At 63.3% G+C, this 14,657-nt stretch carries 10 protein-coding genes and 1 pseudogene; 10 read left to right on the plus strand and 1 reads right to left on the minus strand.

Going from position 1 to position 14,657, the window contains the following annotated elements:
- A pseudogene (locus WF331_RS19545) lies at positions 1-174 on the minus strand (IS110 family transposase); the annotation flags it as partial.
- Positions 175-542: 368 nt separating this feature from the next.
- Between WF331_RS19545 and WF331_RS19550 the strand changes: the two are divergent.
- From WF331_RS19550 to WF331_RS19595, 10 genes are all read left to right on the plus strand, one after another.
- Complete coding sequence (locus tag WF331_RS19550; RefSeq protein WP_003250005.1) at positions 543-719, plus strand: hypothetical protein; 177 nt, start codon at positions 543-545, stop codon at positions 717-719.
- Positions 703-3,678, plus strand: coding sequence for a sensor histidine kinase (locus WF331_RS19555; RefSeq protein ID WP_162471775.1), 2,976 nt, complete (start codon positions 703-705; stop codon positions 3,676-3,678). Before WF331_RS19550 ends, WF331_RS19555 begins: the two co-directional genes overlap by 17 nt.
- A 4-nt stretch (positions 3,679-3,682) precedes the next feature.
- On the plus strand, positions 3,683-5,125 hold the full coding sequence (locus tag WF331_RS19560) for a sigma-54-dependent transcriptional regulator (protein WP_340623223.1): 1,443 nt from the start codon (positions 3,683-3,685) through the stop codon (positions 5,123-5,125).
- Positions 5,126-5,967: 842 nt separating this feature from the next.
- Entirely contained in the window at positions 5,968-7,356 is a 1,389-nt protein-coding gene (locus tag WF331_RS19565) for a polynucleotide adenylyltransferase PcnB (protein ID WP_016501622.1), read from the plus strand.
- Positions 7,353-7,832 carry a 2-amino-4-hydroxy-6-hydroxymethyldihydropteridine diphosphokinase gene (gene folK, locus WF331_RS19570; protein WP_049276398.1) on the plus strand — a complete coding sequence of 160 codons (480 nt, stop codon included), beginning with the start codon at positions 7,353-7,355 and terminating at the stop codon, positions 7,830-7,832. The genes WF331_RS19565 and folK overlap by 4 nt, the downstream gene beginning before the upstream one ends.
- A gap of 262 nt (positions 7,833-8,094) precedes the next feature.
- Entirely contained in the window at positions 8,095-8,895 is an 801-nt protein-coding gene (gene panB / locus WF331_RS19575; protein ID WP_019470466.1) for a 3-methyl-2-oxobutanoate hydroxymethyltransferase, read from the plus strand.
- Positions 8,892-9,755: a pantoate--beta-alanine ligase gene (gene panC, locus WF331_RS19580; RefSeq protein ID WP_340623224.1), complete on the plus strand. Its 864-nt coding sequence runs from the start codon at positions 8,892-8,894 to the stop codon at positions 9,753-9,755. The genes panB and panC overlap by 4 nt, the downstream gene beginning before the upstream one ends.
- A 177-nt stretch (positions 9,756-9,932) precedes the next feature.
- A complete protein-coding gene (gene pgi, locus WF331_RS19585) occupies positions 9,933-11,597 on the plus strand; it encodes a glucose-6-phosphate isomerase (RefSeq protein WP_169725164.1) in 1,665 nt (554 codons plus the stop codon).
- Positions 11,598-11,795: 198 nt separating this feature from the next.
- Positions 11,796-13,730: an acetate--CoA ligase gene (gene acs, locus WF331_RS19590; protein ID WP_016501627.1), complete on the plus strand. Its 1,935-nt coding sequence runs from the start codon at positions 11,796-11,798 to the stop codon at positions 13,728-13,730.
- A 42-nt stretch (positions 13,731-13,772) separates the two neighbouring features.
- The gene (locus tag WF331_RS19595; protein WP_061202870.1) at positions 13,773-14,642 is read left to right on the plus strand and encodes an oxygenase MpaB family protein; all 870 of its coding nucleotides are present in this window, start codon (positions 13,773-13,775) and stop codon (positions 14,640-14,642) included.
- The last annotated feature ends 15 nt before the right edge of the window (positions 14,643-14,657 follow it).

A 14,657-nucleotide genomic window follows, 5' to 3' on the forward strand; every position in this document is an offset into this window, starting at 1 on the left:
ATTGGTCGCCTCAACAGCAATTGCCGTGTTGAGAGGCTGTTGCTTCAGCCATTTCTTGATTTCCGGTTTGGTATTTTTCACCTTGAAGATCTCATCGCGATCATCGTGATGAATCACTAATTCTGCTTTCGCGACATCCGCACCCACGATCAATTTGCCAACCTGCATTGCCACGGGAGCCTCCTCACGTTATGGTTTTTTGGCTTGAAGGGGTTTCACCAAGAGGCGCTGGCTTGCTTCTATCGTCGTTTGCAAACGATGCATTCTTTATCGGCGCTTTGGTGGAAGGGGTGGGGCGATGTCTCCCACGGTCTGTACTGCTGTGAACAGTCAGAATCGGGCATTTAGTCCCACCACCCCTTCAAGTCTAACCATACAAGCGGGCATGCCCGCGAAAGGGCCGGCACAGGCAAAGCCCCCTAAAAACAAAAGCCCAATAATTTCAAAACCTTGGCGAACGCTGTGGATTCCCGCTAGCATCCCCCCCGCCATTTGCGCCAATAATAAGTCCAAGCCCGCACCGCCCAACCATCGAGGCCAGCATGTACATCTATCGTTTGGTCCTGCTTCTGGTCGTGGGGATCTACCTGTTCTCCCCGGCCATCATGGACTGGTGGATCGAACCGACCGGAGCCTGGTACCGCCCCTACCTGCTCTGGCTGATCCTGATCGTCGTCACCTTCATCCTGCAGAGCCAACGAGATGCCGATGAGCTTTAGCCTGACCCAGATGATCCTGATCAGCGCCGGGTACCTCATGGTGCTGTTTGGCGTGGCCTGGATCAGCGAGCGGGGGTTGATCCCGCGTTCGATCATTCGCCACCCGCTCACCTACACCCTGTCGCTGGGCGTGTACGCCAGTGCCTGGGCCTTCTATGGCTCGGTGGGCCTGGCCTACCAATATGGCTACGGCTTCCTTGCCTGTTACCTGGGGGTGTCCGGCGCGTTCCTGCTGGCACCGGTGCTGCTCTACCCGATCCTCAAGATCACCCGCACCTACCAGCTGTCATCGCTGGCCGACCTGCTGGCGTTTCGCTTCCGCAGCACCTGGGCCGGGGCGCTCACCACCATCATCATGCTGATCGGCGTGCTGCCGTTGCTGGCGTTGCAGATCCAGGCGGTGGCCGACTCGATCAGCATCCTCACCGGTGAGCCGGTCAAGGCCAGGGTGGCCTTTGCCTTCTGTACGCTGATCATCCTGTTCACCATCTTCTTCGGCTCGCGGCACATCGCCACGCGCGAAAAACACGAAGGCCTGGTGTTTGCCATCGCCTTCGAGTCGGTGATCAAGTTGCTGGCCCTGGGCGGTATCGGGCTTTACGCCCTGTACGGCGTATTCGGTGGCCCGCACGAGCTGGAAGTGTGGCTACTGCAGAACCAGACCGCCCTGGCCGCGCTGCACACCCCGCTGCAGGAAGGCCCATGGCGCACCCTGCTGCTGGTCTTCTTCGCCTCGGCCATCGTCATGCCGCACATGTACCACATGGCCTTCACCGAAAACCTCAACCCGCGCTCGCTGGTCAGTGCCAGCTGGGGCCTGCCGCTGTTCCTGCTGCTGATGAGCCTGGCCGTGCCGCTGGTGCTGTGGGCTGGCCTGCGCCTGGGCGCCACTACCAACCCCGAGTACTTCACCCTGGGCCTGGGGATTGCCGCCAACAACGAAGCATTGGCACTGCTGGCCTACGTCGGCGGTTTGTCGGCCGCCAGCGGCCTGATCATCGTCACCACCCTGGCGCTGTCGGGCATGGCCCTCAACCACCTGGTGCTGCCGCTGTACCAGCCCCCGGCCGAAGGCAATATCTACCGTTGGCTGAAGTGGACCCGCCGCGCGCTGATCGTCGCCATCATCACCGCCGGCTTCATGTTCTACCTGACCCAGAACAACCACCAGAGCCTGGCCAACCTGGGCATCGTCGCCTTCGTCGCCACCCTGCAGTTCCTGCCGGGCGTACTGTCGGTGCTGTACTGGCCCACCGCCAACCGCCGCGGCTTCATCGCCGGGCTGCTGGCCGGCACCCTGGTGTGGATGGTGACCATGCTGCTGCCGCTGCTGGGCAATCTGCAGGGCTTCTACATCCCGCTGCTGGACATGATCTATGTGCTGGACGATACCAGCTGGCACATGGCGGCCATTGCCTCGCTGGCGGCCAACGTTTTGCTGTTCACCCTGATCTCGCTGTTCACCAACGCCAGCACAGAGGAAGTCAGCGCGGCCGAAGCCTGCGCCGTGGACAACGTACGCCGCCCGCAGCGGCGCGAGCTGCACGCCGCCTCGCCGCAGGAGTTCGCCACCCAACTGGCCAAGCCGCTGGGCGCCAAGGCCGCACAAAAGGAAGTGGAACAGGCCCTGCGTGACCTCTACCTGCCGTTCGACGAGCGTCGCCCCTACGCCTTGCGCCGCCTGCGCGACCGCATCGAGGCCAACCTGTCAGGCCTGATGGGGCCGAGCGTGGCGCAGGACATGGTTGAAACCTTCCTGCCCTACAAGTCCGGTAACGAAAACTACGTGACCGAAGACATCCACTTCATCGAAAGCCGCCTGGAAGACTATCACTCGCGCCTGACCGGCCTGGCCGCCGAGCTCGATGCCCTGCGCCGTTACCACCGCCAGACCCTGCAGGAGCTGCCCATGGGCGTCTGCTCGCTGGCCAAGGACCAGGAAATCCTGATGTGGAACAAGGCCATGGAAGAGCTGACCGGTATCGCCGCCAAGCACGTGGTCGGCTCGCGCCTGCTCACCATCGACGAACCGTGGCGGGGCCTGCTGCAAGGTTTCATCAACCTGCCCGACGAACACCTGCACAAGCAGCGCCTGGCACTGGACGGGCAGCCGCGCTGGCTGAACCTGCACAAGGCCGCCATCGACGAGCCGTTGGCCCCCGGTAACAGCGGCCTTGTGCTGCTGGTGGAAGACCTTACCGAAACACAGGCCCTGGAAGACAAGCTGGTGCACTCCGAGCGCCTGGCCAGCATCGGCCGCCTGGCCGCCGGCGTGGCCCACGAAATCGGCAACCCGATTACAGGCATCGCCTGCCTGGCGCAGAACCTGCGCGAGGAACGCGAAGGCGATGGCGAAATCATCGAGCTGTCCAGCCAGATCCTCGACCAGACCAAGCGTGTGTCGCGCATCGTCCAGTCGTTGATGAGCTTCGCCCATGCCGGCGGCAGCCACCAGAACAGCGAAGAACCGGTGTGCCTGGCCGAAGTCGCGCAGGACGCCATCGGTCTGCTGGCCTTGAACCGGCGCAATTTCGAAGTACAGTTCTTCAACCTCTGCAACCCGGATCACTGGGCCGAAGGGGACCCGCAGCGCCTGGCCCAGGTGCTGATCAACCTGCTCTCCAACGCGCGCGACGCCTCACCGCCCGGCAGCGCCGTACGCGTGCGCAGCGAGGTCAGCGAACATACCGTCGACCTGATCGTCGAGGATGAGGGCAGCGGGATACCGAAGAACATCATGGACCGCCTGTTTGAACCCTTCTTCACCACCAAGGACCCGGGCGAGGGAACCGGACTAGGGCTCGCTCTGGTCTATTCCATCGTGGAAGAGCATTATGGGCAAATCACCATCGACAGCCCGGCCGATATCGAACGGCAACGTGGCACCCGGATCCGCGTGACCCTGCCCCGGCATGTCGTAGCGACGTCCCCTGAAATTCGAGACCGTCGAGAGAATTGAATCAATGCCGCACATTCTGATCGTCGAAGACGAAACCATCATCCGCTCGGCCTTGCGTCGCCTGCTCGAGCGGAACCAGTACCAGGTCAGCGAAGCCGGCTCGGTGCAGGAAGCCCAGGAACGCTTCAGCATTGCCACCTTCGACCTGATCGTCAGCGACCTGCGCCTGCCAGGCGCACCCGGCACCGAGCTGATCAAGCTCGGCCAGGGCACCCCGGTGCTGATCATGACCAGCTACGCCAGCCTGCGCTCGGCGGTGGACTCGATGAAAATGGGCGCGGTGGACTACATCGCCAAGCCTTTCGACCACGACGAGATGCTGCAGGCCGTGGCGCGCATCCTGCGCGACCGGCAGAACGCCCCGGGCGCCGCATCGGCTGCCGAGCCACGCGCCACGAATGGCAAGGCCGCACCGGCCGACAAAGGCAGCGCGGCTGCGGCCAATGGCGAAATCGGCATCATCGGCTCGTGTCCGCCGATGCAGGACATGTACAGCAAGATCCGCAAGGTGGCGCCTACCGACTCCAACGTGCTGATCCAGGGCGAGTCGGGTACCGGTAAAGAGCTGGTGGCCCGCGCCCTGCACAACCTGTCGCGCCGGGCCAAGGCACCGATGATCTCGGTGAACTGCGCCGCCATCCCCGAGACACTGATCGAGTCCGAACTGTTCGGTCACGAAAAAGGCGCCTTCACGGGCGCCAGCGCCGGGCGTGCCGGCCTGGTAGAAGCCGCCGACGGCGGCACGCTGTTCCTCGACGAAATCGGCGAACTGCCACTGGAGGCCCAGGCCCGCCTGCTGCGCGTGCTGCAGGAAGGCGAGATTCGCCGGGTAGGTTCGGTGCAATCGCAAAAGGTCGATGTGCGCCTGATCGCCGCGACCCACCGCGACCTGAAGAACCTGGCCAAGGCCGGCCAGTTCCGCGAGGACCTTTACTACCGCCTGCACGTGATCGCCCTGAAACTGCCTGCCCTGCGCGAGCGCGGCAGCGACGTCAACGAGATCGCCAGCGCCTTCCTCGCCCGCCAGAGTGCGCGCATCGGCCGCGACGACCTGCATTTCTCGGCCGAAGCCGAGCAGGCCATTCGTCATTACAGCTGGCCGGGTAACGTACGTGAGCTGGAAAACGCCGTGGAGCGCGCGGTGATCCTCAGCGAGAGCGCAGAAATTTCTGCCGAGCTGCTGGGCATCGACATCGAGCTGAGCGACCTGGAGGAGGACGAAATCCTCAACAACGCGCTGGTAGTGGCCAGTGCTGCCAATGCCAGCCACGAGCCGACCGAAGACCTTTCGCTGGAAGACTACTTCCAGCACTTCGTGCTCGAGCACCAGGACCACATGACCGAAACCGAACTGGCACGGAAGCTAGGCGTCAGCCGCAAGTGCCTGTGGGAACGCCGCCAGCGCCTGGGCATTCCACGGCGCAAGAGCAACGCTACCAGCGAATAACCTGCCTGCCAGGGGTAGGAGGTTCCTCCTGCCCCTTCTCTACCAGCCTCACCGGCGTATTCGCGGGCTCGCCCGCTCCCACAGGGACCGGACAACTTCGCAGCCTGTGGGGATCCTGTGGGAGCGGGCAAGCCCGCGAAAAGGCCAGCACAGCCACCGCGTACACCCAGGTAACACATCAGTTCCCACAAAAATCTGTTACCCAACCTTTCCGCCGTAACAGTTCCCGAGGTGTACGGTAACGAAATCGCACCGATTTCAGCCCGCAGAATTTCGCCGAAACCCCTCAAACCCTTGATTTTACTGGGTTTTGAAAAGTTGGCACGGCACCTGCTATATGCTTAGTACAAAAACAATAACAAGCACTGCAACCTAAAATAAGAACAAGACGAAACGGCTCACGCACAATAAAAACAAGACGGCGGAGGCGCAGCTAACTGATTCTTTTGGAGAGGATGCGTGTTTGGGGCTTGCCCCACGACCAGGCAGAGAACAACAAAAACTGCACTAAAAAGCAGCGCCTGAACTGGTTGGATCGATAGATCAACGTGACATCAGCGGCCAAAGCAATCCGTTTGCTCTTAACCCCTGGATTGGGGGTCGTCCACAAGCTTCGAGATTTGTGGACAGGGCACTCAACAAAAACAAAAAGCCCAGTAAAAAAAACAATAAGAGCACGCAACGACTTCTTGGGGAGCTTAGGCTCCCCTTGTCGTTTCTACCCTTCTGGCAGCCATCCTGCTACCCGCCTACACCATTCCCCGAGTAAATGCTAGAATCCCCGCCCATCATGCGGCCATTCTCCTATTGTTGGCCGAACATTCCTTCACACAGTGCATCCCATGCTGAAGAAGCTGTTCCAGTCTTTCCGCCCGCCCGTACCGGGCCCGCACCACAGGCGCACCACGCCTGAGGTGATCAACAAGAGCCAGCACTCGCTGCAGCGCCACCAGTTCAGCCGTCACGCGGTGAACATCGTGGAACGCCTGCAGAGCGCCGGCTACCAGGCTTACCTGGTCGGTGGCTGTGTCCGCGACCTGATGCTGGGCATCACGCCGAAGGACTTCGACGTCGCCACCAGCGCCACCCCCGAACAGGTCCGTGCCGAGTTCCGTAACGCGCGCATCATTGGTCGCCGCTTCAAGCTGGTTCACGTGCATTTCGGCCGTGAGATCATCGAAGTTGCCACCTTCCGTGCTCCCCACTCGGAAGACGATCAGGGCGACAGCCACCGTTCGTCGCACAATTCCAGTGGCCGCATCCTGCGTGACAACGTTTACGGCACCTTGGAAGAAGACGCGCAACGTCGCGACTTCACCATCAATGCCCTGTACTACGATCCGGTCAGCGAGCGCATTCTCGATTACGCCAATGGTGTACACGATGTACGCAACCGCCTGCTGCGGCTGATCGGTGACCCGACCCACCGCTACCAGGAAGACCCGGTGCGCATGCTGCGCGCGGTGCGTTTCGCCGCCAAGCTGGACTTCGGTATCGAGAAGCACACGGTCCAGCCGATCCGCGAACTGGCCCCGCTGCTGCGCGAGATCCCGCCGGCACGGCTGTTCGAGGAATGCCTCAAGTTGTTCCTCTCCGGCCAAGGCGCCATCGCCTTCGAAATGCTGGTCGACCTGCAGCTGTTCGAGCCATTGTTCCCGGCCAGTGCACACGCCCTGGACGAGCGCCCGACCTACGCCCACACACTGATCAGCCAGGCGTTGCAAAACACCGACCTGCGCGTGAAGCAGGGCAAACCGGTAACTCCGGCATTCCTGTTCGCTGCACTGCTGTGGCCAGCCCTGCCGGCCCGTGTACTGCACCTGCAGAACCAGGGCGTGCCGCCGATCCCGGCCATGAACGGCGCTGCACACGACCTGATCGCCGAGCAATGCGCGCGCATCGCCATTCCCAAGCGCTTCACCCTGCCGATCCGCGAGATCTGGGACATGCAGGAGCGCCTGCCACGGCGCAGCGGCAAACGCGCCGACCTGCTGCTGGACAACCCACGCTTCCGCGCCGGTTACGACTTCCTGCTGCTGCGTGAAAGCGCCGGGGAAGAGACCGACGATCTCGGCCAGTGGTGGACCGACTACCAGGATGCCAACGACAGCGAGCGCCGCGAGATGATCCGCGAGCTGGGCAGCCGTGACGAAGGCACCGGTGCCGGCCCGCGTAAACGCAAACGCAGCGCCAGCAAACGCAAGCGCGGTGGCGACGAGGCGCCCGAGTGAAGACTCGCGCCTACGTCGGCCTGGGCAGCAACCTGGACGCACCTGCCGAGCAACTGCGCAGTGCCTTGCAGGCGCTGGACCAGGTCGAGCAGACCCGCCTGGTGGCGGCTTCGGCCCTGTACACCAGCGATTCGCTGCTGCCCGGTCAACCGCGTTACACCAACGCTGTCGCCGCCTTGGACACCGCATTGCCGCCACTGGCGCTGCTTGATGCACTGCAAGCCATCGAGAACGGCCAGGGCCGCGTGCGCAAGGAGCGCTGGGGCCCGCGCACGCTGGACCTGGACATCCTGCTGTTCGGCGACCAGGTACTCGACGAGCCACGCCTTAAAGTGCCGCACTACCACATGCATGCCCGGCCTTTCGTGTTGTACCCACTGGCCGAACTGGTACCGGACGATTTCCACCTGGCCGATGGCCGGGCCCTTGCGCAACTGCTCGACGACTGCCCGTTCGTCGGCCTTGAACGCCTGTAAACCGGGCGTTCCAGCCTTGCCCGCTGGCACGGTAACGCCAGTAACACCCTGATCGTAACAATGCGGTAACAGGGTGATTGACTTCCCCCACCTCGCTCACGACTATAGGCGTCCCGTGTGGCACCAAAGTGCCGCATACCCGTATTTAGGCCCGGACGGACCTGTGCCCGAACATCACGCGCGATGATGTGCCGCTCCGGAAGATGACTACACGCGTTGAATGCAGTCGTTTTTTACAGCGCCTGAACGAGGATTTTCCGACATGCCTGAAGTAACCCTTACCACCCTCAATGGCCTCAAGGCCAAGGGTGAAAAAATCACCATGCTGACGTGCTATGACGCGACCTTCGCCAAGGCCGCCAGCCAGGCCGGCATCGAAGTGTTGCTGGTTGGCGACTCGCTGGGGATGGTCCTGCAAGGCCACGACAGCACCCTGCCGGTCACAACGGCGGACATGGCCTACCACACCGCCAGCGTCAAACGCGGCAACGACGGCGCGCTGATCCTCGCCGACCTGCCGTTCATGGCCCACGCCACCCCGGAGCAAGCCTTTGCCAACAGCGCCACGCTGATGCAGGCTGGCGCCCACATGGTCAAGATCGAAGGCGCCGCATGGCTGGCCGAAACCATCCGTCTGCTGGCTGAGCGCGGCGTGCCGGTGTGTGCGCACATGGGCCTGACCCCGCAGACCGTCAACGTGCTGGGCGGCTACAAGGTGCAAGGTCGCCAGGAAGCCCAGGCCCGCCAGATGCGCGCCGACGCCATCGCCCTGGAACAGGCCGGCGCGGCCATGCTGCTGCTCGAATGCGTGCCCAGCGAACTGGCGGCAGAGATTACCAATGCCGTGGGCATTCCGGTGATCGGCATTGGCGCCGGCAGCGCCACCGATGGCCAGGTGCTGGTACTGCACGACATGCTCGGCCTGTCGCTGACCGGCCGGGTGCCGAAGTTCGTGAAGAACTTCATGCAAGGCCAGCCTGATATCCACAGCGCCCTCGTCGCTTACGTCGAGGCGGTAAAGCAGGTCAGCTTCCCAGGTAGCGAACACGGGTTCAGTGCATGAATACAGTCAAGACCGTCCGCGAATTACGCGCCGCCGTCGCCCGCGCTCGTGGTGAAGGCAAGCGCATCGGCTTCGTGCCGACCATGGGCAACCTGCACAGCGGCCACGCGGCCCTGGTGACCAAGGCTGCGCAGCGCGCCGATTTCGTGGTGGCCAGCATCTTCGTCAACCCGCTGCAGTTTGGCGCCAACGAAGACCTCGACAAGTACCCGCGCACCCTGGTCGCCGACCAGGAGCGCCTGCTGCAGGCGGGCTGCAACCTGCTGTTCGCGCCCAGCGCCGAAGAGATGTACCCCGACGGTATGAGCGTGCAAACCCGCGTCAGTGTGCCCCACCTTTCCGAAGGCCTGTGTGGCGCCAGCCGGCCCGGGCATTTCGAAGGTGTGGCCACCGTAGTCAGCAAGCTGTTCAACATGGTCCAGCCTGACCTTGCCGTGTTCGGTGAAAAGGACTTCCAGCAGCTGGCGGTGATCCGCGCCATGGTGCGCGACCTGAACATGCCGATTCAGATCATAGGCGAGCCCACTGTGCGCGCCGAAGATGGCCTGGCGCTGTCGTCGCGCAATGGCTACCTCACGCCGGAGCAGCGTGCGATCGCGCCAGTGCTGTACCGCACGTTGCAGCACATTGCAGAGGCCATCGGCCGTGGCCAACGGGACTTTGCCGCGTTGGTCGCTGATGGGCAGGCGCAGCTGAGTGCGGCGGGGTTGCGCACGGATTATCTAGAGGTGCGCCATGCCGTGAGCCTGCGCCCGGCCGTGATCGATGACCGGCACCTGGTGGTGATTGCGGCGGCTTACCTGGGTAACACCAGGTTGATCGACAACCTTTACCTGCATGTGGAAGAGAAGACCGCGTAACGGCCTGGGGCTGCCATGCAGCCCATTCGCGGGCATGCCCGCTCCCACAGGTGCCCCCAAAATCACCCTGTCATACTCATTCCCAGCGCGTGGCCTTTGCCTATAATGATGCCAGCCTGAACCCGGCAATGACTGCCGTGTCCAAGGCATCACCACGCACCAAGGGAACCCCGCGCAATGGCGTATTACCGTACTCCCCACGATGTGACGGCCCTGCCCGCCTGGCAGGCGCTTCAGCAACACCGCGACGCCATGCAAGGCTTCAGCATGCGCGAAGCCTTCGCCGCCGATGCCCAACGCTTCGACCAGTTCTCCCTGAGCTGCTGCGGCCTGTTCCTCGACTACTCGAAAAACCTGATCACCGAACAAAGCCGCGACCTGCTGGTGAACCTGGCCAACGAAGTGGGCCTGCAAGACGCCATCAAGTCGATGTTCAGCGGCGAAATCATCAACGCCTCCGAAGGCCGCCCGGTGCTGCACACTGCCCTGCGCCGGCCCGTGGGCGACAAGCTCAGCGTCAACGGCGTGAACGTCATGCCGGAAGTACACAAGGTACTCAACCAGATCACCGAACTGGTCGGGCGCATCCACGACGGCCTGTGGCGCGGCTACAGCGAAAAGCCCATCACCGACGTGGTCAACATCGGCATCGGTGGCTCGTTCCTTGGCCCCGAGCTGGTTTCCGAGGCGCTGCTGCCCTACGCCCAGCGTGGCGTACGCTGCCACTACCTGGCCAACATCGACGGCAGCGAGTTCCACGAGCTGTCGGCCAACCTGCGCGCCGAAACCACCCTGTTCATCGTCTCGTCGAAGTCGTTCAACACCCTCGAGACCCTGAAAAACGCCATGGCCGCGCGCACCTGGTACCTGGCCCAGGGCGGCTCGGAAGCCGAGCTGTACCGCCACTTCATCGCGGTTTCCAGCAACAAGGCCGCCGCCGTGGCCTTTGGTATTCGCGAAGAGAACATCTTCCCGATGTGGGACTGGGTGGGTGGGCGCTATTCGCTGTGGTCGGCCATCGGCCTGCCAATCGCCCTGGCCATCGGCACAGCCAACTTCAAGGAACTGCTGTCCGGTGCCCACACCATGGACCAGCACTTCCAGACCGCGCCGTTCGACAAGAACATGCCGGTGCTGCTGGCCCTGCTGGGCGTGTGGTATGGCAACTTCTGGGGCGCGAACAGCCACGCGATCCTGCCGTACGACCACTACTTGCGCAACATCACCAAGCACCTGCAGCAGCTGGACATGGAGTCCAACGGCAAGAGCGTGCTACAGGACGGCACCCCGGTGAAAACCGATACCGGCCCGGTGATCTGGGGCGGGGTCGGCTGTAACGGCCAGCACGCCTACCACCAGTTGTTGCACCAGGGCACCCAGCTGATTCCGGCCGACTTCATCGTTCCGGTGGTGAGCTTCAACCCGGTGGCCGACCACCACCAGTGGCTGTACGCCAACTGCCTGTCGCAGAGCCAGGCGCTGATGCAGGGCAAGACCCGTGAAGAAGCCGAGGCCGAACTGCGCAGCAAAGGCCTGAACGAAGCGGACATCGCGAAGCTGGCCCCGCACAAGGTGATCCCGGGGAACCGCCCGAGCAACACCTTGGTAGTGGAGCGCATCAGCCCACGCCGCCTGGGCGCACTGGTGGCAATGTACGAGCACAAAGTGTTCGTGCAGAGCGTGATCTGGGGTATCAACGCCTTTGACCAATGGGGTGTGGAACTGGGCAAAGAGCTGGGCAAGGGTGTTTACCAACGCTTGGTCGGCACCCTGGAAGACAGCGCCGAAGACGGCTCTACCCAAGGCCTGATCAACTACTTCCGCGGCCGTCACCGCGGTTGATCCAACGCCTGTACGGGCCGCTTCGCGGGTAAACCCGCTCCAACAGGAATTGCACAGGTTTCAAGAATTGTGCGGTCCCTGTGGGAGCGGGTTCACCCGCGAAGAGGTCAGCACAGGTTGAACACCGCTCCCAGCTACACTGTCCTATCGAATAGCCGTTGCAGTCCATCGCCCCTTACAAGAGCAGGACCACCCGCCATGTTCGATATCCGCAATTACCCCCAGGCCCTGGCCGTCAGCCAGTCCGCCGCCCTCACCCCTGACGAATACCGTCGCCTCTACCGCCAGTCGGTCGACGACCCTGACACTTTCTGGGCCGAACAAGCCAAACGCCTGGACTGGATCAAGCCCTGGTCGAGCGTGCAGCAATGCGACCTGAACACCGGCAAAGCCCGCTGGTTCGACGGTGCACAACTGAACGTCAGCTACAACTGCATCGACCGTCACCTGGCCCAGCGCAGCGAGCAGACCGCCCTGCTGTGGGAAGGCGACGACCCGAAAGATGCAAAGACCATCACCTACCGCGAACTGCACCATCAGGTCTGCCGCCTGGCCAACGCACTGAAAGCACGCGGGGTTAAAAAAGGCGACCGGGTATGCATCTACATGCCGATGATCCCCGAAGCTGCCTTCGCCATGCTCGCCTGCACCCGCATCGGTGCCATCCACTCGGTGGTGTTCGGCGGTTTCTCCCCCGACGCCCTGCGTGACCGCATACTCGACGCCGACTGCCGCACGGTGATCACCGCCGACGAAGGCGTGCGGGGTGGCAAGCGCATCCCGCTGAAGCAGAACGTCGACAAGGCCCTGGCCAGTTGCCCGGCAGTCAGCAGTGTATTCGTGGTGCGCCGCACCGGCGGCGATGTCAGTTGGGCCGAAGGCCGCGACCTCTGGTACCACGAGGCAACCGACAACGCTGGCGACGACTGCATCCCCGAACCGATGGAAGCCGAAGACCCGCTGTTCATCCTCTACACCTCAGGCAGCACCGGCAAACCCAAGGGCGTGCTGCACACCACCGGCGGGTACCTGTTGCAGGCGACGATGACCTTCAAGGTGGTGTTCGATTACCGCGACGGCGAGGTGTTCTGGTGCACCGCCGACGTCGGCTGGGTCACCGGCCACAGCTACATCGTCTATGGCCCGCTGGCCAATGGCGCTATCTCGCTGATGTTCGAAGGCGTGCCCAACTACCCGGACACCTCGCGCTTCTGGCAAGTGGTGGACAAGCATCAGGTGAACATCTTCTACACCGCCCCAACCGCCCTGCGCGCGTTGATGCGCGAGGGCTCGGCGCCATTGCAGGGTACTTCGCGCAAAAGCCTGCGCCTGCTGGGCAGCGTCGGCGAGCCGATCAACCCCGAAGCCTGGGAATGGTATTTCGAGGAAGTCGGGCAAAAGCGCTGCCCCATCGTCGATACCTGGTGGCAGACCGAAACCGGCGGCATCATGCTCACACCGCTTCCCGGCTCGCAGTCACTCAAGCCCGGTTGCGCCACCCAGCCCATGTTCGGCGTGCAACCGGTACTGCTGGACGAAAAAGGCAAGCTGATCGAAGGCCCCGGCGCCGGCCTGCTGGTGATCAAGGCCAGCTGGCCGGGTCAGATCCGCAGCGTCTATGGCGACCACCAGCGCATGGTCGACACCTACTTCAAGCCCATGCCCGGCTACTACTTCACCGGCGACGGTGCCCGCCGCGACGCCGATGGCGACTACTGGATCACCGGGCGCATCGACGATGTGATCAACGTGTCCGGGCACCGCATCGGCACCGCAGAGGTGGAAAGCGCGCTGGTGTTACATGACAGCGTCGCCGAAGCAGCGGTGGTCGGTTACCCCCACGACCTCAAGGGCCAGGGCGTCTACGCCTTCGTCACGACCATGAACGGCGTGGCCCCGGACGACGCGCTCAAGGCCGAACTGCTGGCCCTGGTCAGCAAGGAAATCGGCAGTTTCGCCAAGCCCGAGCTGATCCAGTGGGCCCCGGCGCTGCCCAAGACCCGCTCAGGCAAGATCATGCGGCGTATACTGCGCAAAATCGCCTGCAACGAGCTGGACAACCTGGGCGATACCTCGACCCTGGCCGACCCCAGCGTGGTACAGGGCCTGATTGATAAACGCCTCAACCAGTAACCGGCGGCCACTGTCCATGGCCGCCCTGAACCACAGGTCGCCATGGAAGCCCTTCGCCGCCGCATCGAAACCCAGGTCATGAGCCTCACCGGGCTGGCCCTCGGCCAGCTCGACCTGGAATCGCCCAAGGGCGACCCCGGACTGTTCGGCCCGCACAGCATCAGCTGGCGGGTACATGGCGACTTCCCGAGCATGCTGGTGGGCGGGATCAGCGCACTGATGCTGCAGTTGCTCCACCCGCTGGCCCTGGCCGGTGTGTGGGACCACTCAAACTTCCGTGAAGACCTGCTCGGCCGCCTGCGCCGCACCAGCCAGTTCATTTCCGGTACCACCTTTGGTGCCACCGGCGATGCCGAGTGGCTGATCGACAAGGTGCGCACCATTCACTTGCAGGTCACCGGCACCGCACCGGACGGCCGCCCCTATGCCGCCAGCGACCCGGACCTGCTGACCTGGGTGCATGTGGCGGAGGTCAGCAGTTTCCTCGCCGCCCACCTGCGTTACCGCAACCCGCACCTGCCGCGCGCCGAGCAGGATGCCTACTACAACGAAATCGCCCTGATCGCCGAACGCCTTGGCGCCCGTGACGTGCCACGTTCGTGCCAGCAGGTCGAAGACTACCTGCAACGCATGCGCGCGCAGCTGCACTGCGATACGCGCAGCCATGAGGTGATACAGATCCTGCTCGACGCCCCTGCCCCCAGCCGCCTGGCACAGCCGGTAGGCAAGCTGATGCTGCACGCCGGCATCGACCTGCTTCCAGGCTGGGCCCAGACCATGCTCGGCCTGCAGCACGGCCCCTTGCAACAGCGCCTGATCCGCCTGGGCCTGAAACGCACCGCGCCTGTGCTGCGCTGGGCAATGCGCGACGGCTCGGCGCATCGGGCCAAACGGCGCATGGGCATCGAGTGAGGGCAAATGGTCGCC

The sequence above is a fragment of the Pseudomonas sp. YNh genome, from assembly GCF_037993085.1.
Classification (GTDB): domain Bacteria; phylum Pseudomonadota; class Gammaproteobacteria; order Pseudomonadales; family Pseudomonadaceae; genus Aquipseudomonas; species Aquipseudomonas putida.